The sequence below is a fragment of the Shewanella mangrovisoli genome (assembly GCF_019457635.1).
Lineage (GTDB): Bacteria > Pseudomonadota > Gammaproteobacteria > Enterobacterales > Shewanellaceae > Shewanella > Shewanella mangrovisoli.
In genome coordinates, this window is sequence record NZ_CP080412.1 from 4,032,976 (window position 1) to 4,056,528 (window position 23,553).

At 48.8% G+C, this 23,553-nt stretch carries 25 protein-coding genes and 1 other RNA gene; 11 read left to right on the top strand and 15 right to left on the bottom strand.

Annotated elements, in window-relative coordinates:
• Window positions 1-23 precede the first annotated feature (23 nt).
• Window positions 24-599, bottom strand: a complete 576-nt coding sequence (locus tag K0H60_RS17560) for a UPF0149 family protein (protein WP_011718291.1) — start codon at window positions 597-599, stop codon at window positions 24-26.
• A 225-nt stretch (window positions 600-824) separates the two neighbouring features.
• Between K0H60_RS17560 and K0H60_RS17565 the strand changes: the two genes are divergently transcribed.
• The 3 genes from K0H60_RS17565 to K0H60_RS17575 all read left to right on the top strand — a co-directional run bounded on the left by K0H60_RS17565 (window position 825) and on the right by K0H60_RS17575 (window position 2,132).
• Window positions 825-1,127: a cell division protein ZapA gene (locus K0H60_RS17565; protein WP_089066961.1), complete on the top strand. Its 303-nt coding sequence runs from the start codon at window positions 825-827 to the stop codon at window positions 1,125-1,127.
• A 115-nt stretch (window positions 1,128-1,242) separates the two neighbouring features.
• Window positions 1,243-1,423: non-coding RNA, 6S RNA (gene ssrS / locus K0H60_RS17570), on the top strand.
• 7 nt (window positions 1,424-1,430) lie between these two features.
• A complete protein-coding gene (locus K0H60_RS17575) occupies window positions 1,431-2,132 on the top strand; it encodes a 5-formyltetrahydrofolate cyclo-ligase (protein WP_220056532.1) in 702 nt (233 codons plus the stop codon).
• Window positions 2,133-2,277: 145 nt separating this feature from the next.
• On the opposite strand, the gene folM is transcribed toward K0H60_RS17575, so the two are convergent.
• Entirely contained in the window at window positions 2,278-2,997 is a 720-nt protein-coding gene (gene folM, locus K0H60_RS17580) for a dihydromonapterin reductase (RefSeq protein ID WP_220056533.1), read from the bottom strand.
• Between the two features lie 210 nt (window positions 2,998-3,207).
• On the opposite strand from folM, the gene K0H60_RS17585 reads away from it, so the two are divergent.
• Window positions 3,208-3,597: a thiol-disulfide oxidoreductase DCC family protein gene (locus tag K0H60_RS17585; RefSeq protein ID WP_220056534.1), complete on the top strand. Its 390-nt coding sequence runs from the start codon at window positions 3,208-3,210 to the stop codon at window positions 3,595-3,597.
• A 79-nt stretch (window positions 3,598-3,676) separates the two neighbouring features.
• Here the strand turns inward: K0H60_RS17585 and mdh are convergent, their stop codons facing one another.
• Window positions 3,677-4,612, bottom strand: coding sequence for a malate dehydrogenase (mdh, locus tag K0H60_RS17590; RefSeq protein WP_011718296.1), 936 nt, complete (start codon window positions 4,610-4,612; stop codon window positions 3,677-3,679).
• Between the two features lie 290 nt (window positions 4,613-4,902).
• On the opposite strand from mdh, the gene argR reads away from it, so the two are divergent.
• The gene (gene argR / locus K0H60_RS17595; protein ID WP_011624073.1) at window positions 4,903-5,373 is read left to right on the top strand and encodes a transcriptional regulator ArgR; all 471 of its coding nucleotides are present in this window, start codon (window positions 4,903-4,905) and stop codon (window positions 5,371-5,373) included.
• A gap of 223 nt (window positions 5,374-5,596) precedes the next feature.
• Here the strand turns inward: argR and K0H60_RS17600 are convergent, their stop codons facing one another.
• Window positions 5,597-6,229, bottom strand: coding sequence for an NAD(P)-dependent oxidoreductase (locus K0H60_RS17600; protein WP_220056535.1), 633 nt, complete (start codon window positions 6,227-6,229; stop codon window positions 5,597-5,599).
• A 103-nt stretch (window positions 6,230-6,332) separates the two neighbouring features.
• On the opposite strand from K0H60_RS17600, the gene K0H60_RS17605 reads away from it, so the two are divergent.
• Entirely contained in the window at window positions 6,333-7,235 is a 903-nt protein-coding gene (locus K0H60_RS17605) for a LysR family transcriptional regulator (RefSeq protein ID WP_011718298.1), read from the top strand.
• 64 nt (window positions 7,236-7,299) lie between these two features.
• Here the strand turns inward: K0H60_RS17605 and K0H60_RS17610 are convergent, their stop codons facing one another.
• The 5 genes from K0H60_RS17610 to K0H60_RS17630 form a co-directional block, all read right to left on the bottom strand.
• Entirely contained in the window at window positions 7,300-8,241 is a 942-nt protein-coding gene (locus K0H60_RS17610; RefSeq protein ID WP_011624076.1) for a Dyp-type peroxidase, read from the bottom strand.
• Window positions 8,242-8,447: 206 nt separating this feature from the next.
• Complete coding sequence (gene ggt / locus K0H60_RS17615) at window positions 8,448-10,160, bottom strand: gamma-glutamyltransferase (RefSeq protein WP_220056536.1); 1,713 nt, start codon at window positions 10,158-10,160, stop codon at window positions 8,448-8,450.
• A gap of 139 nt (window positions 10,161-10,299) precedes the next feature.
• Entirely contained in the window at window positions 10,300-11,349 is a 1,050-nt protein-coding gene (locus tag K0H60_RS17620) for an ABC transporter ATP-binding protein (protein ID WP_220056537.1), read from the bottom strand.
• Window positions 11,346-12,980: an ABC transporter permease gene (locus K0H60_RS17625; protein WP_220056538.1), complete on the bottom strand. Its 1,635-nt coding sequence runs from the start codon at window positions 12,978-12,980 to the stop codon at window positions 11,346-11,348. The genes K0H60_RS17620 and K0H60_RS17625 overlap by 4 nt, the downstream gene beginning before the upstream one ends.
• A 77-nt stretch (window positions 12,981-13,057) precedes the next feature.
• Window positions 13,058-14,065: a Fe(3+) ABC transporter substrate-binding protein gene (locus K0H60_RS17630; RefSeq protein WP_220056539.1), complete on the bottom strand. Its 1,008-nt coding sequence runs from the start codon at window positions 14,063-14,065 to the stop codon at window positions 13,058-13,060.
• A 218-nt stretch (window positions 14,066-14,283) separates the two neighbouring features.
• Between K0H60_RS17630 and K0H60_RS17635 the strand changes: the two genes are divergently transcribed.
• Complete coding sequence (locus K0H60_RS17635; protein ID WP_011718304.1) at window positions 14,284-14,706, top strand: hypothetical protein; 423 nt, start codon at window positions 14,284-14,286, stop codon at window positions 14,704-14,706.
• Between the two features lie 6 nt (window positions 14,707-14,712).
• On the opposite strand, the gene K0H60_RS17640 is transcribed toward K0H60_RS17635, so the two are convergent.
• The 3 genes from K0H60_RS17640 to K0H60_RS17650 all read right to left on the bottom strand — a co-directional run bounded on the left by K0H60_RS17640 (window position 14,713) and on the right by K0H60_RS17650 (window position 16,867).
• Window positions 14,713-15,309: a glutathione S-transferase gene (locus K0H60_RS17640; RefSeq protein WP_011718305.1), complete on the bottom strand. Its 597-nt coding sequence runs from the start codon at window positions 15,307-15,309 to the stop codon at window positions 14,713-14,715.
• A gap of 70 nt (window positions 15,310-15,379) precedes the next feature.
• Window positions 15,380-16,129, bottom strand: coding sequence for a ferredoxin--NADP reductase (locus tag K0H60_RS17645; RefSeq protein WP_220056540.1), 750 nt, complete (start codon window positions 16,127-16,129; stop codon window positions 15,380-15,382).
• A 129-nt stretch (window positions 16,130-16,258) separates the two neighbouring features.
• Window positions 16,259-16,867, bottom strand: a complete 609-nt coding sequence (locus K0H60_RS17650) for a DUF5610 domain-containing protein (RefSeq protein WP_220053887.1) — start codon at window positions 16,865-16,867, stop codon at window positions 16,259-16,261.
• Between the two features lie 170 nt (window positions 16,868-17,037).
• Between K0H60_RS17650 and K0H60_RS17655 the strand changes: the two genes are divergently transcribed.
• The 3 genes from K0H60_RS17655 (at window position 17,038) to K0H60_RS17665 (ending at window position 19,484) form a co-directional block, all read left to right on the top strand.
• The gene (locus tag K0H60_RS17655; RefSeq protein WP_220056541.1) at window positions 17,038-17,631 is read left to right on the top strand and encodes a phosphoglycerate mutase family protein; all 594 of its coding nucleotides are present in this window, start codon (window positions 17,038-17,040) and stop codon (window positions 17,629-17,631) included.
• A gap of 11 nt (window positions 17,632-17,642) precedes the next feature.
• Window positions 17,643-19,133: an FMN-binding glutamate synthase family protein gene (locus K0H60_RS17660; protein WP_220056542.1), complete on the top strand. Its 1,491-nt coding sequence runs from the start codon at window positions 17,643-17,645 to the stop codon at window positions 19,131-19,133.
• 144 nt (window positions 19,134-19,277) lie between these two features.
• On the top strand, window positions 19,278-19,484 hold the full coding sequence (locus K0H60_RS17665; protein WP_011718310.1) for a hypothetical protein: 207 nt from the start codon (window positions 19,278-19,280) through the stop codon (window positions 19,482-19,484).
• A 34-nt stretch (window positions 19,485-19,518) separates the two neighbouring features.
• On the opposite strand, the gene K0H60_RS17670 is transcribed toward K0H60_RS17665, so the two are convergent.
• A complete protein-coding gene (locus K0H60_RS17670; RefSeq protein WP_220056543.1) occupies window positions 19,519-19,776 on the bottom strand; it encodes a hypothetical protein in 258 nt (85 codons plus the stop codon).
• A gap of 82 nt (window positions 19,777-19,858) precedes the next feature.
• Window positions 19,859-21,655 carry an ABCB family ABC transporter ATP-binding protein/permease gene (locus K0H60_RS17675; protein ID WP_220056544.1) on the bottom strand — a complete coding sequence of 599 codons (1,797 nt, stop codon included), beginning with the start codon at window positions 21,653-21,655 and terminating at the stop codon, window positions 19,859-19,861.
• Window positions 21,656-22,104: 449 nt separating this feature from the next.
• Between K0H60_RS17675 and K0H60_RS17680 the strand changes: the two genes are divergently transcribed.
• Window positions 22,105-22,281, top strand: coding sequence for a hypothetical protein (locus K0H60_RS17680; protein ID WP_011624090.1), 177 nt, complete (start codon window positions 22,105-22,107; stop codon window positions 22,279-22,281).
• Between the two features lie 50 nt (window positions 22,282-22,331).
• Here K0H60_RS17680 and aroG read toward each other — a convergent pair whose 3' ends face one another.
• Complete coding sequence (gene aroG, locus K0H60_RS17685; RefSeq protein ID WP_220056545.1) at window positions 22,332-23,390, bottom strand: 3-deoxy-7-phosphoheptulonate synthase AroG; 1,059 nt, start codon at window positions 23,388-23,390, stop codon at window positions 22,332-22,334.
• Between the last annotated feature and the right edge of the window lie 163 nt (window positions 23,391-23,553).

Genomic DNA, 23,553 nt, shown 5'->3' on the forward strand with positions numbered 1-23,553 from the left:
GATTCCGCCTCTCTCGTTAGTGATTAATGGATCACCGCTGGATCGTCGCCTTCACCGTGGCTCGGCTCGGGGCCAAACTCGGAGTAACACATAATGGCGGCGATACGCACAAATTCTAGTAGCTCGATATAAGCCGTTTCCGATTCTTCATCATCAGCCACATCGAATTCGACCTGAGCGATCTCGGCCAGATCTTTAATCACTTCACGCACTTCGGCCGAGGCTTTATTCAGCTTAGGCTGGATAATCGCGATGCCGGTTAAAAAGCTTTGCGTCCACAGGGATAAGGCCTCAACCCGTTGACTTAAAGGCTCTTCCTCTTCAGGAAGCAGTGGCATAAAGCCAAACTCAAAATCACCTAAACGAGCAACCGAGTCTTGGAATAGCTCACACACCAATTGATGCAGAGGCGCCGGTAAAGGCTGACCATCATTCATCAGGTCAAATAAAGGTTTAATCCACAGATCGCCAGTTTGCTCTACGCCACCGCAGATTAACCCCACAAGGGCACCGTGCACTTCCACGGGATGCTGACCAATTTCAGCCGCATCGAGGGCGATTTTTAAGCTGTCGATACGTAACGAAGGAGGGGTCGCCATATCAGGTTCCAATCAGAATTTTCCAGCAGCAATGCTAGCAGAGATAAAGACTTGAACCAACTCTGATCCGGCATTCTTGGGGGCGAAGATAAAAATTCCGGCAACTGCTCACACAAGCAGCAAACAAAACGGCGAATGTGCAATCCATCGGCGGCTCACCTTGCACTTTTAATATCAGCCCTATATAGTCCGCCCTATCGATGCCAACGAAAGGATCATCTTCGAATGAGTAATAGTGCAGTTGAAATCACCCTGCTAGGGCGCACCTACTCTATCGCCTGCCCGAAAGGTCAGGAAGATGCCCTACGCGTTGTGGCGCAAGGTGTTGAGCAACAGCTCATCTCGATGAAAAATCGCACCAACAGCTTAAGCCGCGAAGAAATTGCCATTATGGCGGCGCTGAATATTGGACACGAGTTGTACCAAGAAAAACAAAAGAATAAGCACTATATGAAACAAATGGATGACCGCATCAGCCTGTTGCAGTCAACCTTGGAAAACGCCTTAGTTGAGCGTTCAACCAAATAGATTTAGACTGTGCCACTCGGTGCCAAGCACCATCTATCTGAGAAGAGTTGCACAGTGAATGGCTAAACTGGCCTATACTTTTTAAGCCAAGATTTTAGCGATTCAATACCGTTTTTGCTCCCTGGGGTGCAGGCCAACTGGTAATGTCCCTGTGCCGATAATTTTGATCTCAGGGTGAATGCTTTACTGACATTGAGCATGCTCGGCTCGTACCGAGAAGCCTTAGGAGGTAATCATTTACCCGCCTTGAACCTACGGTTCAAGGGCTACACCGGTAGCGGCATTCTGGGGAGCATCTTATTCATGTCTATCACTTCACCTGTCTCGAACACTTCGGCCCCAACAGTCAAGGGGCCACACGGCAATCAGTCTGCAATTGATACCCAGTCGCTAAGCCCAAATCTAAGCCCAACGCTAAGCCCAACACTAAGTCGCGCCGAATTGCGTAAACAGATCCGCTTGGCTCGCCGCTCGCTTTCGTTAGAAGAGCAGGCAGAGGCAAGCCTTGCCGCAGGTCAGCGAATGCTCGAAAAACTGAGCACGCTGAATGCCCAGCATGTAGCACTTTACCTCACCCACGATGGTGAACTGGCTACCGCTCCGCTTATCAAAGCGCTTTGGCAACAGGGGATTCACACCTATCTGCCACGGCTCCACCCTTTTAATGCAGGGCAATTATTGTTTTTGCATTACCACGCCGACTCGCCAATGCTGCCGAATCAATTTGGCATTTTAGAGCCTAAGTTGGATGTGCGCGCTGTGATGCCGATTGAACGGCTCGATGTGGTGATCACCCCACTGGTTGCCTTTGATATCAAAGGTAATCGCATGGGCATGGGCGGCGGCTATTACGACAGAACGCTTGCCAATTGGCACGCCAAAGGTAAACCTCTGCCTATGGGTTACGCCCATGATTGCCAGCAAGTCACAGCCCTGCCCTGCGAGCATTGGGATGTGCCCTTACCGACGATTATCACCCCAAGCCGCGAATGGCGGTTCGACTAGGTCGTTTAGTTGAATCAGCCGAGTCATTCGGCTAAGCCCTATGACTCAACTTAGCCCAGTTATTCGTTTAAACCCTGCTAATCGTTTAAATCCAGTGACTTTTTTAAACCCAGTACTTGATTAAGTTCACTGCTATCAAGCGGCTTTACTTTAAATGCCGCCCACCATCGACATTGTGGCTACGCCCTGTGACGTAGCGGCTCGCCAATAGATAATCCACTAAGGCGATAATCTCCTGATTTCCAGCTTCTTTTGGCAAGATGGCCTTAGCCAAGGTCTTTTGCCGATAGGCCTCATCATCGCTTGGATTAAAGAGGATCATTGCCGGCGCAATCGCATTGACTTTGACCTCAGGTGCCAATTGCGCCGCAAAGGATAAGGTTAAGTTATCCAGTGCCGCCTTGCTGGCCGCGTAAGCCATGTGCTTGGCACTGCCCTTTTCGGCAACATAATCGGTGAAATGAATAATATCGCTGGCACCAATCTCGCCCTCGGCTCCCGCTCGCAGCTGCTGGGCTAAGGCCAAGTTCATTTGATAGGGCACGCTCACATGCACCTGCATCATGCGCTGCATGACTTCATGGGCGGCAAGGCTTGGGCTGTTGTCTGGCAGCCAGTCAGAGGCGTTATGGATAATGGCGCGGATTTTAGGGTATTGGCTCAATTGCTCAATCAGGGTTTGCAGCTGCGCATTATCGTAGAAGTCGCATTGGATTAGAGTCGCACCCAAAGACTGCAACTCATCGATGCTGGGATAATGGCTGCGATAGGTGCCAATCACCTTGTGCCCTTGGGCGAGCAAGTGTTTCGCGAGGGCGTAGCCGATGCGTTTACCCACACCTGTGATAATAATGGGAGCTGTCATATTCATCCTGTTATTTGCCGAGTACGGGCTTATGGGTTCAATGTAGGGCAAATCTTATTAGCCAAATCATCAATAAAACAGTGTAATACGCAGAATGTTACTGTCTTTATCATCCTGCGCCTAATCATAAAGGCATTAAAGGCTGCATGATTTAGCTCTAAAATGATGGCGCCCGCGTATACTCAAGGCCAGCTTAATCGAGGAAGCCCTATGGAACTGCGGATTTTTTACGACGGTAATTGCCCTTTATGTAGCGCCGAAATGCGTCAGCTTAAAGCGCGCGATCCCGATGATCGCATCGAACTTGTGGATCTTAATGCCGAGCATTTTGGCGCTCGATTCGGCTATATCGATAAAGAGTACGCCAATACCATTCTTCATGGTGAAACGGCGTCGGGGGAGATTTTGCTTGGGCTCGATGTAACCTGCAAAGCTTGGGGATTAACGGGTACGCGCCCTTGGGTGCAGATGCTACGGTTGCCACTTATCAAACCTATCGCGGATTGGTGCTACCTGAGATTCGCCAAGCACAGATACCGCATCTCTTACTTACTGACGGGCAAGACGCGCTGCGACAATCAATGCCAACTGCCTAAGTAGTTTTGTCCCAAGTAGGGGCTCACATTTAGCGCATAAAAAACGGAGCCATTAGGCTCCGTTCTCTCATAATCCAGATAGATTACTTAACGAAATCAACGCCTAGTTTGATATCGCCTTTCAGCGTATCTAACATAGAATCACGGGCGTTAGCTTCGAATGCGCTCACTTCACCGTAAGGCAGTACTTTTTCGATACCGTTTTTGCCTAACAGCACTGGTTGAGCGAAGAATTCTGCGTGCTCGCTGCCGCCATCAACGTAAGCACATTCAACGATGTTAGCTTCGCCTTGCAGACCACGAACCAGAGACATACCGAAACGGCAAGCCGCTTGACCCATAGATAGAGTCGCGCTTCCGCCACCGGCTTTAGCTTCAACCACTTCAGTACCCGCGTTTTGGATACGCTTGGTCAGAGAAGCGACTTCTTCATCAGAGAAAGTCACGCCTTCAACTTGAGACAGTAATGGCAGAATAGTCACACCGCTGTGGCCGCCGATGACGTTCACTTTAACGTCAGCAACGTTTAAGCCTTTTAATTCAGCGATGAAAGTTTCAGAACGGATAACGTCCAGAGTCGTCACACCGAACAGACGGTTCTTGTCGTAAACACCCGCTTTCTTCAACACTTCAGCTGCGATAGCAACAGTAGTGTTTACTGGGTTAGTAATGATACCCACTAAGGCTTTAGGGCACGTTACTGCCACTTTTTCGATCAGATTACGAACGATACCTGCGTTGATGTTGAACAGATCTGAACGATCCATACCAGGCTTACGCGCAACACCAGCAGAAATTAGAACAACGTCAGCACCTTCCAGTGCAGGCGTTGGATCTTCACCAGCAAAACCTTTGATTTCTACCGCAGTAGGGATGTGGCTCAAGTCAACCGCAACACCCGGAGTAACCGGTGCGATATCGTATAGAGACAGTTTAGAACCCGCAGGTAATTGAGTTTTTAACAGTAGGGCGAGAGCCTGGCCGATACCACCAGCAGCACCAAGTACAGCAACTTTCATAGTTATCTCCGTTATTTCTCGGATATGTGTGACATGGATCTAATTTCCGTTGGCGTCACATTACTGGAATGTCACGTTAATTTCAATTATCCCTTAGTCGTGGAGACAAAGTTTTAGCGAAACTGAGCATTCCAATGTTGAATATTTACTCTAGTTCAATATCAATAGCGACAACACGGCTATCTAGCCATCCGTAAATTGCATTTTTATTCAGTCATAATGGTTATTTGTTGACACTTTGACCAAAACTATTCAAAATACGCCTGTTTTTTTGAATAAAGAATAAGACTATGCAAACGACCAAGAATCAGGATGACCTTGTTAGAATTTTTAAGGCGATTTTAAAAGAGGAGCGCTTTGGCTCCCAGAGTGAAATTGTCGCCGCTTTACAAGCAGAAGGCTTTAGCAATATTAACCAATCGAAAGTGTCTCGGATGCTCAGCAAGTTCGGTGCAGTGCGCACCCGTAACGCTAAGCAGGAGATGGTTTATTGCTTACCCGCCGAACTAGGCGTGCCTACCGCAGGCAGCCCGTTAAAGAACTTAGTACTCGATGTTGACCATAACCAAGCCATGATTGTCGTTCGCACCAGCCCTGGCGCCGCGCAATTAATTGCCCGTTTATTGGATTCCATCGGTAAGCCAGAAGGGATTTTGGGAACCATTGCCGGAGACGACACTATCTTTATTTGTCCATCCAGCATCCAAGATATCGCCGATACCTTGGAAACCATCAAATCTTTATTCAACTACGCAGAATAAAAAAACAGGTCAGCTTGCTGACCTGTTCTCTTTTATCTGTACGCTTTTCAGTCCAACATTGCCCTCGTTTCAGGGCTAGTGTCCCGATTACGTTACAGCATAAGACCTATCTGTTGGCTTGGATAACGCACATCTAGAACAAAGACTCGTCACCCCAAACTCACAAACCATAGCTTATTGACCTTAACTCATCGACATTAGTCGTCGACCAGAGTCTATGGCCTTAGTAAGCCACACTGATCCTTTGATTAGGATGCGCCGCGTTTTCCGCTTCATCGAGCATCGCTTTGGCGTAGTCGGCCACTGAAATCTTGCTCTGGCCATTCGCATCGGTAAAGAAGCTATCGCCACCTAAACGGTAAGGACCTTCGCTGGCGCCTGGATAAATTTCTGCCGCTGGGCTAACAAAAGTCCAGTTAACCATGGTGTTGGTGGCGCGAAATGCCTTTAATGCTTCACCTTGAGCTAAGGCTTCGTCCTTATAGGCCGGTGGGAAATCTGGGCTTGAAACCAAGGTCACTCCCGGCGCCACTTCTAAACTCCCTGCACCACCGACCCAAAGTAGACGAGGCACTTTTGCTTGTGGTAACACGGCTAGTAGATTATTGACCGTTTTTGCCACTAAGCCGTGATTCTGCTCGGCGCGCGCACCGACTGCGGCAATCACTAAATCGACACCCGCAAATGTGTCGGCTTCCAATGGCTGAGTCAGGTCAACACTACGCACTTCTGCCGCGGTTTCGCCAAGCTTGCTTGGGTCACGCACTAAGGCAACCACTTCATGACCACGGCTCAGCGCCTCGTTAAAAATGGTTCCGCCAATCCAACCTGATGCACCTAATACTGCAATTTTCATTTGATAAGTCTCGCTACTGATTTAAATTGAGACCAGTTTACTTGCGACACTTCACGTGATAAATATCGATAAATGAGCATGATTGTTTCAGATTGAGATACTAATGGATAAAATCGCCGCCATGCGCAGCTTTATCGAAGTGGCCAACTGTGGCAGCTTTACTAAGGCCGCAGAACACCTCGATCTCAGTCGCCTACAGGTATCACGTCATATTCAAGAAATTGAGCAGTGGCTGAGTTTACGTTTATTGCACCGCACGACCCGCAGCGTCAGCCTCACTCTGCAGGGGGAAGAAGCCCTGCAATATTGCCAGCGGGTGCTGAGCGAAGTCGCCGCGATGGAAAGCCGCGCCCATAGTCATAACACCGAATTAGTTGGCAGTATTCGGATTGCTACGCCCGTCGGGCTTGGGCAACACAGTCTGTTTGATGTGGTCGATCGCTTTATAAAATTGCACCCTAAGGTCAATATTCAACTGTTAATGTCGGACAGTTTTGCCCAGTTGGTGGATGAGCGGGTGGACGTGGCACTGCGCTATACCGAGCAGCCCGATGAGAATTTGATTGCCCGCAAACTGATGAGCATAGATGCCGTGCTGTGCGCCGCGCCCAGTTACTTAGCTCAAGCCGAGCCGCTAACCGTCCCTAACGATCTACTCAGCCATAATTGCCTTATTCATAGCTCGCAGCAACACTGGCAGCTCCTCAAGGAGCAACAGAGTGAGCTGATTAAACCAATGGGGAATCTGATGGCGAATGAAATGGGAGTGCTGGTTAGCGCCGCATTGCGCGGGCATGGCATTGCCTACTTGCCCTGTGACTTAGCTAATCCCTATCTCGCCAGCGGCCAACTGCAAGAAGTGCTCCCCGAATACACGGCGCCAGGGCAAACCCTCTGGGCGGTGTACCTCTCCCGCAGTTATCAACAAGCGCTGGTGCGCGCCTTTATCGATTTTACCGCCCAGCAGTGGCAGCAGGATCTCAGCAAGTGGACGACGGCGAGTTAAGCCCACAAACAAAAACGCACTGAGGCTTTAAGGCTCAGTGCGTTGAGTCGCGGTTTACAAAGGCTTAATTATCGAACTGCATCAAAAAATCTAAGCTTGGGGCGAAGAAAGAAGACCCCGTCAAGGCACTGGTAAAGTGCATCAAGTGATCGTGGTTACCCGCACCATCGCCAAACACCATGCTGTGGAGCATCTTCTCAAAGTGCTCTGGGGTGCGACAGGTTGAAATAAACATCAGCCCTTGCTCCTTGAGCGAACCGTAAGGCATGCTCTGGCGCAAAATCTCAATCGACTTGCCGTTGTCATCCTTGAGGTTTACCCGCTTAATATGGCTGGTTAATGGCTTATCTTCCGACTCGTATTCGATGTTGTCTTGCTTGGTACGACCGATAATATCTTCTTGCTTTTTAAGCGGTAATCTATGCCACTTACTCAAGTTATGGGCGTACTTTTGCACGTGAATATAGCTGCCGCCCTTAAATTCAGGATCTTCATCCCCGACCAAGGCAACCTCTTGACGATGACGCCCTTTCGGATTTTCGGTGCCATCGACAAAGCCTGTTAAGTCGCGACTATCCATAAATCTAAAGCCGCGTTCCTCTTCGACTAACTCGACTAAATCTTCGAACATTTGGCTGATTTCGTTGGCGACTAAATGCAAAATGTCGTAGCGGTCGCAGCGAATATGCACAAACAGATCGTATTCGATCGCTGGCGCCTCACGGTTACCCGCTTGCATTGCAGGGAATGGCTTGAGCATTTCAGGGCGAGCATCGGGATAGAGGCTGTCCCAATAGTTGGCGCCGATGCCCACAAAACCATTGAATGCGCTGTCGGAGTATTGATCCGTCAACTCATAAATATACTGCGCAACGTTGGCAATACAGGGACGCAATTGCGATTCAACGTTATCGTTGTCGCTCGCATTAAACATCAAATAGACGCTATGTAAGTTTCCCTCTGCACACACACCCAACTGTTCACGCGGCATATTTTGAATATCCATCTGGTTATCACCCTTTTGTCGATTCATTTTCGGCAATATTATCCGCAACTTTACCTGAAAATGACATTAAGTAACGCACAGTTTGTCCGTCTTTGTAATGTAAACACGTTTGTAGACTGGAATATAAAAATTGACGAGGCTATTACGCCTCGTCAATTCGTCTTACGCAAGTTTCGGCGCTCATAACGCCAAAGGCGAATTATGCCTTAGTAACCTGCGGCATAACCGTCTTTACGGCTCTCGGAGGCGCCGCGGTAAACGCCCGTTTCGGCATTAAAACCAATGGCTTGATATCCACCAAAATCGCCGAGCCCATCGCGTAGCACATGGCCTTTCTTAATTAGCTCACGGCGGGTTTCAACGGGGAAGCCTGATTCTAAGCTCACATAGCCGCCGTCATTCATCACCTCACCCGTAGGCTCGGTCGAACCTGTGTGCAAAATTCTGGGGGCATCGCCCGCTTCTTGCAAGTTCATTTTAAAATCAATCAGATTAACAATGATCTGCGCGTGCATTTGCGGCTGTGTTGCACCGCCCATCACGCCAAAACTCAACCAAGGTTTACCGTCTTTAGTCACAAAGGCGGGAATAATGGTATGGAAGGGACGCTTACCCGGCGCATAAGTGTTGAAACGGCCTTCGGTGAGATCGAACATCTGCCCGCGATCCTGCAGCACAAAGCCTAGATCCGGTGGCGTCATACCTGAGCCCATGCCGCGATAGTTACTCTGGATCAGCGACACCATATTGCCGTCTTTATCAGCAGTAGTGAGATACACAGTATCCCCATGTTGCAACGCAGGATTCCCCGCATCGACACTCTTAGCCGCCTTGTTTAAGTCGATAAGTTTGGCGCGATCGTAATTGTATTGCTGCGAAATCAATTCCTTCACTGGCACTTTGTTAAAGGCCATATCGGCATAGAATTTTGCGCGGTCGGCAAAGGCGAGTTTCTTAGCCTCTACGAAAAGATGCACATATTCGGGGCTGTTAAAGCCCATGGCCGCGACATCGAAGGGCTCCATGGTTTTTAAGATCTGTAGTGCAGCAATCCCCTGTCCGTTGGGCGGCAGTTCCCACACATCGTAGCCACGGTAGTTGGCCGATACGGGTTCAACCCAGTCGCTAGTATGGCTGGCTAGGTCTTCATAACTGAGGTAACCGCCTTGCGCCTTCATGTATTTATCAATGCTCTTGGCGATATCGCCCTTATAAAATGCATCGCGACCGCCCTTGGCAATTTTCTCGTAGGTGTTTGCTAATGCAGGATTTTTAAATATTTCCCCTACCGCAGGCATTTTACCATTGGGCATATAGGTTTCTTTAAAACCGGGGAATTGACCGAGTTTTTTACCACTGCCATTAAGGTAATAGGCAATCAGCTCAGAAACGGGGAAACCTTCGCGGGCATAACGAATGGCTGGGGCTAAATTATCGGCCATAGGCAGTTTGCCGAACTTGTTGTGCAGCTCGAACCATCCATCCACCGCGCCGGGAACCGACACGGGCAGCGGCCCAAAGGGCGGTAAGTAATCTAATCCGAGGGATTTAAGCTTCTCTAGGGTTAAGGATTTGGGGCTACGACCCGAAGCATTGAGGCCATAGAGCTTTTTATCTTTAGCGCTCCAGACAATGGCAAATAAATCACCGCCAACCCCGGCACCAGTAGGCTCGACTAAGCCCAGCATGGCATTGGCCGCAATCGCCGCATCCACGGCACTGCCGCCCTGTTTTAACACATCAATCGCCACCTGTGTCGCTAGCGGTTGGCTGGTCGCCGCCATCCCATGGGTGGCATACACTTCTGAGCGCGTCGCAAAGGCTTTACCCGTGATCCTATCCATGGCCAACACTCCTGATGACGACATTGCTGTCGCCACTGTGACTAAGGTACAAATTGATTTTATTGTTTTTATCATAATTCCTCCCACTCTGGAGGAATTAAGGTAACAAGGAAGGCTGAAAATATCAGCAATCTAGAATTTTTTTGACCAAGTTAAACGTAAGCAAAAATGTCATACTTTATGCTGATACAGTGACATATCCTCTGCGGTCTGCTTAAGATTCAAATAGCACTAAGGAATGCGGCTCAGTGCTTAATCCCACCCGCTGGCCGACATTCAACTGCATGATTTGGCTACGCACTTCGACATAATGGGCATGGGACGCCGCCTCGACTTTCACCCAGTAATGGCAAAATGCCCCGAGGAAGCGCCGCTCGGTAATAGTGCCCACACCCGCATCATCTGCGCTGAGCGCCAATTGCTGTGGCCGCAAAAACACTTGGCCATTGAAAGCATGGGATTGTGACAAGGGCGTCAGGCTGCGCAGCTCGCCAATCGGAGTGACAACGCTATGACCATCGAGCACTTCAGCGGGTAAGTAGTTACCACTGCCCAGAAAATCCGCCACATAACGGCTATTAGGCGCGGCATATAAGTCTTCGGCGCGGCCATGCTGCACTATCACACCTTGGTTAAAAATGGCCAAGGTATCGGCAAAGACGAAGGCCTCGTCCTTACTGTGAGTCACAAATACCGCGCTGACATTACGTTGTTTGAGAATGCTGCGGATCTCCGCCATCATGCTGTGGCGCACTTGGGCATCGATATTCGAAAAAGGCTCATCGAGTAACAGTAATTGCGGCTCATAGGCAAGCGCGCGGGCAATCGACACCCGCTGCTGCTGCCCGCCGGACAACTCATGGGGATAACGCTTGGCTAAGCCTTCGAGTTTCACTAGGGCAAGCATGTCATCCAAGCGCGCCTTGCGCTGCGTAGCCGTTAATTTTGCTACGCCAAAGAGAATATTCTCGGCGACGGTCAAATGGGGGAACAAGGCGTAGTCTTGGAAGATCATCCCAATTCCCCGCTGCTCACTCGGCACAAATTGCCCCGCGCCGCTGACCGTCTTGCCATTAATTTGGATCTCACCTTGGCTGATGGCCTGCAATCCAGCCACCGCCCTGAGCAAGGTGGTTTTGCCGCAGCCACTTGGGCCTAACAGCGCGAGGATTTCCCCTTGTGCCAGGGTTAAATCTAAGCCTTTGAGTACCTGTTGGCCCTGATAATCGCTATGGACTTGATGAAGATTGAGGGTGCTGGTCATCGGCTATCTTGCTCCAAGGAACGGTTTAAATAAATCAGTGGGACTAACCCCACGAGCACAATCACAATAGCGGGCAAGGCGCCATGTTCAAGCTTTTCGTCTGAGACAAACTGAAATACATAGGTGGCGAGATTCTCAAACCCTATGGGCCGCAGCAACAATGCCGCCGGTAATTCTTTCATGCTTTCGATAAACACCAGTAGCGCCCCAGCAAATAATCCCTTAGTGAGCAGCGGCAGATGCACTCTTTGCAATAGTCGTCTTGGGCTCTGCCCCAGAGTCAGACTCACCATGTCCAGTGACGGAGAGATGCGTTTATAGCTGGTCTCCACACTGCCAATGGCGATAGCCACAAAGCGCACACAAAAGGCAAAAACCAGTGCGACCGTACTGCCCGTAAGCAGGAGCCCAGGGCCTGTCATTCCCAACCAATCGGCTACATCATTGATCGCAAAATCGAGCAGGGTTAACGGCACTAGCACGCCAATCGCCAGCACTGTGCCAGGCAAGGCATAGCCAGTCGATGCCAAGCGTGATGGCAGCGCATCGCTCGACCTTGGGCTCACGCGGCGAATAAACATCAATATCAATGCAATCACACAACATACAGAGCTAGTTATAAGTGCGAGGCTCAAGCTGTTCACGCTCAATTGCCAGAAAATCGGATCCCAGCTCTGCTCAAAATAATCGATGGCATAGGAGAGCAAAATGCCGCTTGGCAGTACAAAGGCCAGCAGTAACAAGGTGATGCAATAACCGAGGGCAAGCAGGGTTTGCATCGGTGAGAGCCGATATAAATCGCTCGCTTGAATGCGAGACTGCTTTTGGAATAACTGCTGCTTGCGGCGGGCAAAACGCTCTACCCCAATCAAACTAAACACTACCAAGAGGATTATGGCCGAAAGCTTAGCCGCAGCCGTCAAATTGCCATAACCCAGCCAAGTGTCGTACACGGCTGTGGTCAGGGTAGGCACGGCAAAGTAGTTAACCGTGGCAAAATCCGCCGCGGTCTCCATCGCCACTAAGGCCACTCCCACGGCCAAAGCTGGCCTTGCCATAGGTAAGGATAAACGCCAAAAACTCTGCCACGGCGAGCAGCCCATAATCCTCGAAGCGTGGGCCAAGCTTAGGGATTGCTCCATAAACGCGGTGCGCGCCAACAGATAAATATAGGGAAAGAGCACCAGCGACAACACACACGCCGCGCCGCCTAAGGTACGGATATCGGGGAAAAAGTAATCCTGCGGCGAACTCCAACCAAACACTGAGCGAAGCCCTGTTTGCACAGGGCCTGCGTAATCGAGTAAATCGGTATACACGTAGGCAACAATGTAGGCTGGCATGGCCAAGGGCAGCAATAATGCCCATTGCAGATAACGCCTAGCGACAAACTCACAACGCGCCATCAACCAAGCGCAGGGCAATGCCAGCAACAGTGAGCCAATACTCACCCACAGGATCAACCATAGGCTGTTGGAGATATAGGTGGGTAGTACAGTGGAGAGCAGATGACCAAATACGGCCTCATCGGGCTGCGCAGCCTGAAGGATTAACGCAAAGAGGGGTAACACCAGTAGCGCGGCTATGGCATAACCAGTAAGCGACCAGCTTCTGGCTAATCCTAAAATCATGTGGATCCTTTAACCTAAGTGCGCCAATTAAGGCGCACTTTTCACTTTTACTATTTCTAGTTGCTATAACCGCTCAACTAGAGATCGAACTGAACTTCATCTAACAATTTCACCGCCGCTTGGTGGTATTCCGCCAGCTTGAAAATCGGTAATTGGTCGGATTTAAACTCGCCCCAGGAGGCGACCAAGGTTGATGGCGCAACATCGGCTTTCACCGGATACTCCATGTTCACTTCGGCATAGGCTTTTTGTGCCACATCCGCAGACAGGAACTCCATCAACTTGATAGCATTGTCTTTATTCGGCGCATAGCGAGTCAGCACCATACCAGAAACGTTCACATGGGCACCGCGATCGGCTTGATTCGGGAAGTTAATCGCCACAGCCTCTGCCCAGCTCTTTTGCTCAGGGTCTTGCAGCATATTGCCGTAGTAGTAGCTATTGCCGATGGCGATATCACACAAGCCTTCTTTAACCGCCTTCACCTGCGCCCTATCGTTACCTTGAGGCTTGCGTGCTAAGTTGGTTTTCACACCTTGCAACCAAGTCTTAGTGTCGGCCTCACCGTGGTGGGCGATCATAGACGCGACTAAGGCGATGTTGTAAGGATGCTTACCACTGCGCGTACAGATCTTGCCTTTGTACTTAGGATCGGCCAGCTCTTCGTAGCTGATGGCTTGTGGGCCGAGGCGATCTTTTGCCGTATAGAGATTACGTACACGCATTGTTAAGGCATACCATTGTCCATCAGGATCGCGGTATTGCGCGGGGATATTGCTATTGAGCTGCTCACTTTTCACGGGAGCAGTCAGGTCTTTGTCGACTAATTCGACCAAGCGAGAGAAATCCGAAGTTAACACTAAATCCGCAGGGGATAAACGGCCTTCACGGGCGATACGCTCGGCAATACCGTCTTTCGCAAATACCACATTCACAGCAATGCCAGTTTCATCGGTGAAACGCTTCAGAATAGGCTCAACCAAAAACGCTTGGCGATAGGAATAAACCGTTAATTTTTCATCCGCATGTGCAGACTGCGCAACCGACATTAACCCAAGTAAAGCGGCACAAGTTACCCATTTCATTAGCGATTTCTCCTCAAAATGATGACAGCAAGCGTGAGTCAATTCTTAAGACTATTAATGATAATAGTTATCAGTTGCGCAAGAGTAATAGATCAAATGAACTAGGGCAATAGATTGATTAACTTTTTGTTTTTAATGAAATTAAACTTAAAACTGGAGATTATCTCAAACCAAACTAAACTGAACCTTAATTCGCTTAAAATACATGAGGAGGCGTTATGTTAGGCGCGTTACTGCTGCTTGTCGTCGTGATAGCGCTACTCGCGTTTATGGTGCTCAAACGGGGGCCTAAAAAGCGCAAGCATTTTGTCAAACTCATGGATAACGCGAAAAAGAAAAATCAACGGCTTGCAGGGCAAGAAAGGCGCTTCCATTGCGTCAGCATCGAAAATGACGGCAGTTGTTGTGATCAGGTAGATGAGCTCAAAGGGAAACGTTTTCTGTCAAAAGAAGCCCCTGAACTCCCAATGGAAGAATGCACTATGGCCAATTGTCAGTGCCGCTATCAACACTATGATGATAGACGCCAAACGGGTAACGACCGTAGAGTCGATTACGGCATAACTAAGGATCTCTACGGCGCGTTTGGTGAACATAATCGCCGTGAGACCCATAGAGGCCGCCGCTCAACAGACCACTAATGCCTTTTACGCTGGGCGAGTTTCCACAAACGCGGGGAGATCGCGCATCTCACTAAACCAGAGCGAGGTCGCGGGAGCCACTTTACGCCAATCGAGTTCTGGATGTCTGAAATCCACATAATCCAGCAAACAAATCAAAGCTAATTGTGGCGCCTGAATCGTTGCCTGAGTAATCACACTCTGATGTTCCATTTGCATCAAACCGCGCAGCAGCGCTTGCTCAAAACGCGATGTCCAAAAAGCCGATCTCACCCCTTCCTCTTCACGCATTTGTTCTTGGCGCAATTTTACCGCACTGTCTATCAGGCCTTTGATCATCGAATACTGGCATTGCAATACCCAATTATTTACTTGGCCGCCAAACATCTGCTGCTCACCTAATTCGGCGTCTAAATAGCGCATAATCACTTCGCTATCGAAGATAGGCACACCATCGTTGGTGATGAGGCAAGGGATCTGCCCAAGCGGGTTAACATCGAGCAGCTCAGCGGTGTTTTCCATCGGATTGACTAAGACTTCTTCGATATCCTTAATCCCTAAATAACGGATTAATGTGCGAACACAGCGAGCATAGGGTGAAGCGAGGGAGCAGAGCAACTTCATCAAAAAATCCTTCTATATGACTGACATTAAAACGATTAAGACTAATTATCTATCATTAACACTCAACCGATTACCAATATTTCTCGACGGTAATTTGTCCCGGAGCGCGGCGTAGGTTTTTAGCTAATCCCTTGTCGAGCAACGCAGCCTGCGCGCCGCTGATCATCCCCGGATTACCACAAATCATCACCTGCGAATCCGCAGCATTGATAGTTAACCCCACTTTACGCTCAATTTCGCCCAAGACGAGACCATCGGGAATACGGCATTGCAGTGCATCGTCGACCTTTTCACGGGTGACGGTTAAACACAGGATAAACTGATCAGGATATTGCACTGCATAAGCCTTTATTTTATCGAGGTAGGCTAAGTCTTTAGCTTCGCGGACACCATAGATAAGCACGACTTTTTCGAAACGCTGCCAAGGCTCTGGCGTATCTAGCATAGATAAGAATGGCCCCACGGCCGTGCCCGTGGCTAACAACCATAAGTGCCGGCCTTGCCCTGCTCCCTTAGGGATCTCATCCAAGGTCATAAAGCCTGTGGCGGTTGGGGTGATCTCAATTTCATCCCCTATGGCAAGATTTTGTAATTGTGGGGATAACTGCCCTTCTTCTACGGCGACAGCCAAGATTTCAGCATAGGGTTTATCGGGGGAATTCACGAGGGAATAGGCTCTGGCGACACGCTTATCATCTTGCATCTGGCTGAGTTTAATAAATTGACCCGGAATAAAGGGCGCCAGTTCGGCCGCTATCCGCAGCGAAAATAATTTATCACTCCAATCAATACGTTCGATAACCCGTCCCCTAGTCCACATAACTCGCCCTCAAGCAAAACGTTAAATAGATCCCTAGCATAGACTGTTATCTGCGCAACAAAAACCCCTTATTGCAAGGGGCTTAAAACAAGGGAAATGGCAACAAGATAGAGTACTAAGCGCGGGACATTATGCGCTAGCCGTTTGCGCCTCATCAGGTTTCTTATTGAAGCTATCCCTAAAGGCCTGCAATCCTTCTTGCACTAAACCATAGGTTTTATCGACGCCATCGGCAATATCCCCTTGCAACACTTTAAGGCCGGACAAAATATCTCGAGCCTCCTTAAAACCATTGTCGATAGCGCCACCGATAATGCTCATAAAACTGTCGAGCTGCTCATCCAAACTCATATTTGAATTTTGCTGTTGGTGAATGCTAAAAAACTGGGTTGCAAAACTCACAATCCGATCGGCAGTCGCTTCGGGGGAAGTATCGACGTTATTGTCATAGGCGGTTTGAATGGCATTTTCGCCCATCGAAGGGGCTAACTCTTTGTTTATCGCTTCAATTGCCGCGCGATAAAGTAACGCCATGGATTGATCACCGGATTTTAAACTCACATCTTCCTGCGCCGACAGAATCGCCTGATTCATTAACTGCTTACTGGTTTGTTGTGCAGTTTGCTTAGATGCTGCTTCCACATTTTTCGTCTTTTCAGCATTGGCAGGCACGTTTTCGGCATACTTGCGGTGGGACGAAGAAGCGCTCTGTACCTGTGCAGGGTTATTGATTTCCATGATACAAAATCCATTCAATTTGGGGTGACTCTATTATCGACCAAAATTTAAGCAACTTTAGTATTTTTCTCAATTGCAGTACCATCACAATCTAAGGCAATGATACCCATAATGAATCTATTCGCCTCAGCATCGCACTTGCATGCGCCCATCAGATAAGGATATACGGCATGGCAACTCCCCAATGGCTAGCAGTGGTTACTCACTCCTTGCGAACCATCCGCTTAAATAAACTTCGGCTATTACACACTCTGCTATTAGGCCTGTTACTCTTTACTAGCATGGGACTCAGCCCCATCAATCAAGCTTTTGCCGATAATCGATTGATTATTTTGGTAAGGCATGCCGAAAAAGCCGATGCTCCAGCAGGCGATCCGTCCCTTTCAGATGATGGCCACGCACGTGCCCTAGCCCTTGTCAGCGCCTTGCAAAGAACGCAAATCTCGCAACTGATCGCGACCCAATATCAAAGAACCCAGCAAACCTTGTTGCCTATGTCTTCGGAGCGGCATTTACCTATTACCGTGGTCGCGGCCGAAAAACCACTCGCAGCCCATATCCAGCAAATTGTTGCACAAGTACATGCTGTTAAAGGTAACAGCTTAATTGCGGGGCATTCCAATACCGTCCCACTGATCATCAAAGCTCTTGGCGGCCCAGAAATCCCCACCATCGCTGAAGATGATTACAGCCAGCTGTTTTTACTCTCCATCCATGATGGACAGCCGGCGAGCCTTATCTCCACCCGTTATGGACACGAATAGAGGATAACAAGATGCAAGAATTGAATTGGTTTATGTGGGGACTGGATCTCTTCTCAGGGCTGTTTTTAATCCTAGCGGGCTTTGTCGTTCTGGCGATTGTCTATATGTATATCGCCGACAAGCTACAAACCAAACAGGCCGTGCGCCACAACTACCCTGTGATAGGTCGCTTTCGGTATTTATTTGAGAAACAAGGCGAGTTTTTTAGACAATACTTTTTCGCACAGGACAGGGAAGAATTGCCCTTTAACCGCGCCGAGCGAAGCTGGGTATATCGAGCCGCGAAAAACGTCGACAGAACCATCGCCTTTGGCTCGACGCGCCCGCTAGACAGCACAGGCGCCATCATGTTTATGAATACCGCCTTTCCTACTCAAGATGAAGATATCACGCCAATTCTGCCTCAAACCATTGGCCCCCATTGCCGCGAGCCCTACACCACTAAGGCCATTTGCCATATCTCCGCCATGAGCTTCGGCGCCCTGTCACGCCCTGCCGTCACCGCCTTATCCCACGGCGCAGCGCAGGCGGGATGTTGGTTAAATACTGGTGAAGGTGGCTTAAGCCCTTACCATTTAAAAGGCGGCTGCGACTTAGTCTTTCAAATTGGTACCGCTAAATACGGTGTACGTAATGAGCACGGCCATTTAGACGATGACAAGCTCAAAGAAATCGCCACCCACCCCGAAGTTAAAATGTTTGAAATCAAAATGGGCCAAGGAGCCAAACCAGGCAAGGGTGGTATCTTGCCGGGGATAAAAGTCACCGAGGAGATAGCCAAAATTCGCGGTATCCCGCAGGGCCATGATTCCATAAGCCCCAATGGTCATATCGAGTTTAAAAATGTGGGCGATATTCTGGATATGATTGCCAGAGTACGTGAGGTCACGGGTAAACCCACAGGCATTAAGGCCGTACTTGGGGACGTGCAATGGCTCGAAGATTTTTGCGATGAAATTGAGCGCCGTGGCGAAGCCTCTGCCCCCGACTTTTTTACCTTAGACAGTGCTGACGGCGGCACGGGCGCCGCCCCTCAACCCTTAATGGATTATATGGGCTTGCCCCTTAAAGAGAGTTTACCCATATTAGTCAATATCTTAATTCAGCGTGGGCTACGTAAACGCATTAAAGTGATTGCCTCAGGCAAACTCATAGTGCCATCGAGGGTCGCTTGGGCGCTGGCCTTGGGTGCGGACTTTATCGCCTCGGCCCGTGGCAATATGTTTGCTCTCGGATGTATTCAAGCGCTGCAATGCAACAAGGATACCTGCCCGACGGGTATCACGACTCATAATAAGAAACTCCAGCAAGGCCTTGATCCTAGAGACAAATCGACTCGCGTCGCTAATTATAATCATAACCTACACCACGATTTAGCCCTGATCGCCCACTCCTGTGGCGTGACAGAGCCAAGGCAACTCAAACCGTCCCATGTGAGGATTGTGCTCGAGAGTGGCTTGTCGGTTTCGCTGGATAAGTACTATTCCCATATCAATCAATAGTTAACTTGACACTGTATGCATTTCGTACGACTTTCGTCTAAAGTTAATTTAGCAAAAGGTAATTTGAACGCGTATCACAAAAGGGGTAAGATCCGTGATACGCGCTTGAGATTAAACAACTGCATATTAAGTTAAGGAAACACTGTGAAAGCAAGCTTTGTAAGCCATATGCCAGACAGTAAAACTGCCAGCACTAGCTGTAAGAGCTGTAATCGCTTGACTGAGATCGAAGGCGAATTAGTGTGTTTTCGTGAAGGCCAAGTGATTCGACTCACTAAAATTGACGAATCGACCACCAAATTCAATTTGTTATGTGAAGGTTGGAAGGCTGGAAAACCAAAGGGAATATAATTTCTTATATTCCCTATTTCGTTTATCTCATCGCTTAATTCAGACCTCGAACATCCGCATTACATTCATTAGTTCTACGAATAATCCCTGCTAATTCAAGTTCTTGATTCATTTTTGCCAGCGTTAAACGTCTTGTGGTCACTTTAAGGCCTGCGTTTAACTCTGCGTGAATGCGTTGTAGCGAATCATAATCCACACCGCGCTTTTTAAGGGTTGCCATAATCGCAAACCAATCTGTGCTTACTTTCTCTTCTCTGCCTTCAATATTGACTCTTAATGCCATATTTTCCATGCCAAGCACCTCTTATCGTTATTTGCTTGGATTCGAGTATAGAGAGCCGAACCTGAATAAAAACTGAATTGTCCCAACGCTGTTACACTTCAACCGAAAGCTGTTGTTGCTCATTTTGTATGCGCCACAACTTAGCGTAGAGACCATCCTGAGCCAGTAAGGACTGATGATTCCCCTGCTCGACAATTTCCCCTTGGCTTAAGACCACAATTTGATCGGCGTCGACTATGGTCGATAGCCTATGTGCCACGACTAAGCTGGTATGCCCTTTCGCGACCTCGCGCAGTGCCGACAGAATAGCTTGTTCCGAACGGCTGTCGAGGGAGGATGTAGCCTCATCAAACACTAGCACTGGAGAGCCTTTTAAAATCGCCCGCGCAATGGCCACGCGCTGTTTCTCCCCGCCCGAGAGCTTTAAGCCCCGCTCACCCACTTTGGTATCCCAACCTTGGGAGAGCGACGCGATAAAATGCTCTAAATGCGCGAGTTTGATGGCATGGCGCACTTCTTCATCCGTCGCATCGGGACGACCATAACGAATGTTCTCCACTAAGGAATCATTAAATAACACTGTATCCTGCGGCACTATGGCGATAGCTCGGCGCAGTGCATCCTGGGTTAATTGACGAATATCCTGCCCGTCAATCAAAATGCGCCCTTGCTCCACATCGTAAAAACGGAATAGCAATTTGATGAGCGTAGATTTACCCGCACCGCTATCCCCAACCACCGCGACTTTTTTCCCCGCCGCCACCTTAAAGCTGACGTTGCGCAGTATCGGTCTGTCATCGTAGCTGAAACTCACATGCTCAAAACTGAGCTCGCCGCGCTTAGGCTCAAAGTCTAAGGCATCGGGTTTATCTACTATGCGAGGGTGCTTATCGAGCAAACTGAACATCCGCTCAATATTGGCTAGGGCTCCGCGGATTTCACGGTAGACAAATCCCAAAAAGTTTAGCGGCATAAAGAGCTGCATCATAAAGGCATTGATCAGTACAAAGTCACCTAAGGTCATCTCATTATTAGTCACTTTATAGGCGGCTAACGCCATCATCGCCGTCATCGCTAACGCGATAATCATCGCCTGCCCACCGTTGAGGGCAAATAGTGATAAACGATTCTTACGTTTAGCCACTTCCCATTGGTCTAAGGCTTGGTCATAACGGTCCGATTCATATTTCTCATTATTAAAATACTTCACGGTTTCATAGTTGAGCAGGCTGTCGATGGCGCGGGTGTTGGACAGGGAATCAGCCTTAGCCGCATCGCGGACGTATTCAGTGCGCCACTCAGTCGCCACCACCGAAAACCAAATGTAGGCCATCACTGAGGTAAAAGTGATAGCGGCGAAGGCAATCCCATAATTAAAAAAGAAAATACCAATAACCATGGCGATTTCTAGCAGGGTCGGCACTATGTTAAACACCATAAAGCGCATCAAAAAGCTCACACCACTGGTGCCGCGTTCAATATCCCTCGACAAACCGCCCGTACGCCGCTCTAAGTGAAAATCCAAATCGAGTCGATGCAGGTGGTCGAACACCGCGAGACCCAATCGGCGAATGGCCCGCTCAGTGACACGGCCAAATAGGGTGTCGCGGATTTCACCCGTGATCACTGTTAACAGCCGCACTGCGCCGTAGGCTAAAACTAATCCGATGGGCACACTCAAGGCCTGCGCGGTTTTATTCGCATCTAAGGTATCGACTAAGTCTTTCAGAATAAAAGGCAAACCCACGCTGGCAAGCTTAGCGACGATAAGGCAAGACATGGCTAGCGCCACCCGGCCCTTGTATTCGAGCAAATAAGGCCAGAGCAACTTAACCACGTGCCAATTGAGCTTATCGATGGGACCTTCAAAATACAGTGTTGGGCGCATATGTCTAAACCTTTGCCAAAGTCGCTCAATTGTAGCAGCATGGCGCACGTTAAGGCGAAACCAAACAGGGAAAGTTTGAATAAAATCAATCAGATTTTTCTGACAGACAAAAAGCGGCCCGCTTGGCAAAATATCTCTGGCTTACCGAAATAAAAATGTCATGCTAACGACTTACGCTCAAAGAGTTCGCAAAGCGAATATTAAGGTGAAAAAATTCTGAAACAAGCTTGGCTTTATCAGAACAGTAACCGTTAAAATAGGCCAGAACATCAAGGGTTCGACTGTTGATTATTTTGTCGGTTTTACCCAAAATGTCCCTCGGACTAAAGATTTCAAGCAGCAGGATTTGCAAACATCTGGCCGCAGATCCGTGCGTACAAACAAGTTCCGCACTCGTTCTGCGATAACATTAAAGATAACTCAAATAAATCAAGATCAAAGGATGCTTTATGTTGGATTCAGCTAAAGTTCAATACCCGCCATTACCACTGATCCAAACTTGGGTGTGGATGATGATCGAATCAGGCAATCCAGAAATTCAGGACAAAGGCAGAAATAACCTGATTGCTGCTTTTGGTAGCTTGGCCAAAGCTAACGAATACTTAGCCGAAATGAGCAAGAAATAATAAAAATAAAGGCGCCGGGATAGCGCCTTTATTTTTGGTCTTAAACCCGATTAAACCCGCTGACGACGTTCGATAACACTCTGATTTAACACTGCGAGTAAACGCTCGGTATCGTCCCAACCAATACAGGCATCTGTGATGCTCTGACCGTAGCATAACGCTTGACCTTCAATCAGATCCTGCCGCCCTTCCACTAAGTGGCTTTCGACCATCACACCGAAAATCGCCTTATTACCCGCGGCCACTTGTTCGGCCACATCGTTTGCGACTTCCATTTGGCGTTGATATTGTTTGCTGCTGTTGGCATGGCTGAAATCGATCATAATGTTGTCGACCAGCTTGGCCTTTTTCAGTTGTTCGCTGATCTGCGCCACATGGCTGGCACTGTAATTTGGCTCACGGCCGCCTCGCAGAATGATATGGCAATCGGGATTACCTTTGGTCGACACAATCGCCGAATGGCCAAATTTGGTTACCGATAAGAAGTGGTGCGGCGCATTCGCGGCGCCAATAGCATCGATTGCCACCTTAATCGTGCCGTCAGTACCATTTTTAAAGCCTACAGGGCAAGACAGCCCCGAGGCCAATTCACGGTGCACCTGCGATTCTGTGGTGCGTGCACCGATGGCGCCCCAGCACATCATATCCGCCACATATTGCGGGGTGATCATATCGAGGAATTCACCCGCGGTAGGCATGCCAGAGTCATTCAAATCGACCAAGAGTTTACGCGCGGTACGCAAACCATCGTTCAGTTTGAAGCTGTTATCCATATAAGGATCGTTGATGAGTCCCTTCCAACCCACTGTGGTACGCGGCTTTTCAAAATAAACACGCATCACCACTTCGAGCTGATCTTGATAACGTTCTCTTAGCGCAACCAGTCTCTGGCCGTATTCCAATGCGGCCTTAGGATCATGGATTGAGCAAGGACCAATGACCACTAACAAACGATCATCTTGGCGAGCGAGAATGTTATGGATGCTTTGACGGGCGTTAAACACAGTTGCAGCAGCGTTTTCGGAAGCAGGAAATCGTTCTAGAATCGCAATCGGTGGAAGTAACTCTTTGACTTCATTAATGCGAACGTCATCATTTTGGTAATACATAATTTACTGCTCCAACTCTCGTGTTTAGGCTATTTTTATCGCTGCAATAGGGGATCTCAACTGCAATACTGAGTTCAATTTATCCAGTCTGCGCCGTTAATGCAACCAAGTTGTCTCCATTTCAAAAAATCAGCTATAACGTCTTGTTTTAACATATTTTTAA

Coding starts and splice junctions, on each gene's coding strand:
- K0H60_RS17560 (WP_011718291.1), bottom strand. CDS start 599: ATGGCGACCCCTCCTTCGTTACGTATCGACAGCTTAAAAATCGCCCTC.
- K0H60_RS17645 (WP_220056540.1), bottom strand. CDS start 16,129: ATGTGGACTAGGGGACGGGTTATCGAACGTATTGATTGGAGTGATAAA.
- K0H60_RS17680 (WP_011624090.1), top strand. CDS start 22,105: ATGTTGGATTCAGCTAAAGTTCAATACCCGCCATTACCACTGATCCAA.
- K0H60_RS17575 (WP_220056532.1), top strand. CDS start 1,431: ATGTCTATCACTTCACCTGTCTCGAACACTTCGGCCCCAACAGTCAAG.
- K0H60_RS17660 (WP_220056542.1), top strand. CDS start 17,643: ATGCAAGAATTGAATTGGTTTATGTGGGGACTGGATCTCTTCTCAGGG.
- aroG (WP_220056545.1), bottom strand. CDS start 23,390: ATGTATTACCAAAATGATGACGTTCGCATTAATGAAGTCAAAGAGTTA.
- K0H60_RS17655 (WP_220056541.1), top strand. CDS start 17,038: ATGGCAACTCCCCAATGGCTAGCAGTGGTTACTCACTCCTTGCGAACC.
- K0H60_RS17635 (WP_011718304.1), top strand. CDS start 14,284: ATGTTAGGCGCGTTACTGCTGCTTGTCGTCGTGATAGCGCTACTCGCG.
- K0H60_RS17620 (WP_220056537.1), bottom strand. CDS start 11,349: ATGACCAGCACCCTCAATCTTCATCAAGTCCATAGCGATTATCAGGGC.
- folM (WP_220056533.1), bottom strand. CDS start 2,997: ATGACAGCTCCCATTATTATCACAGGTGTGGGTAAACGCATCGGCTAC.
- K0H60_RS17625 (WP_220056538.1), bottom strand. CDS start 12,980: ATGATTTTAGGATTAGCCAGAAGCTGGTCGCTTACTGGTTATGCCATA.
- K0H60_RS17650 (WP_220053887.1), bottom strand. CDS start 16,867: ATGGAAATCAATAACCCTGCACAGGTACAGAGCGCTTCTTCGTCCCAC.
- K0H60_RS17640 (WP_011718305.1), bottom strand. CDS start 15,309: ATGAAGTTGCTCTGCTCCCTCGCTTCACCCTATGCTCGCTGTGTTCGC.
- K0H60_RS17675 (WP_220056544.1), bottom strand. CDS start 21,655: ATGCGCCCAACACTGTATTTTGAAGGTCCCATCGATAAGCTCAATTGG.
- argR (WP_011624073.1), top strand. CDS start 4,903: ATGCAAACGACCAAGAATCAGGATGACCTTGTTAGAATTTTTAAGGCG.
- K0H60_RS17630 (WP_220056539.1), bottom strand. CDS start 14,065: ATGAAATGGGTAACTTGTGCCGCTTTACTTGGGTTAATGTCGGTTGCG.
- mdh (WP_011718296.1), bottom strand. CDS start 4,612: ATGAAAGTTGCTGTACTTGGTGCTGCTGGTGGTATCGGCCAGGCTCTC.
- ggt (WP_220056536.1), bottom strand. CDS start 10,160: ATGATAAAAACAATAAAATCAATTTGTACCTTAGTCACAGTGGCGACA.
- K0H60_RS17585 (WP_220056534.1), top strand. CDS start 3,208: ATGGAACTGCGGATTTTTTACGACGGTAATTGCCCTTTATGTAGCGCC.
- K0H60_RS17605 (WP_011718298.1), top strand. CDS start 6,333: ATGGATAAAATCGCCGCCATGCGCAGCTTTATCGAAGTGGCCAACTGT.
- K0H60_RS17610 (WP_011624076.1), bottom strand. CDS start 8,241: ATGGATATTCAAAATATGCCGCGTGAACAGTTGGGTGTGTGTGCAGAG.
- K0H60_RS17565 (WP_089066961.1), top strand. CDS start 825: ATGAGTAATAGTGCAGTTGAAATCACCCTGCTAGGGCGCACCTACTCT.
- K0H60_RS17600 (WP_220056535.1), bottom strand. CDS start 6,229: ATGAAAATTGCAGTATTAGGTGCATCAGGTTGGATTGGCGGAACCATT.
- K0H60_RS17670 (WP_220056543.1), bottom strand. CDS start 19,776: ATGGAAAATATGGCATTAAGAGTCAATATTGAAGGCAGAGAAGAGAAA.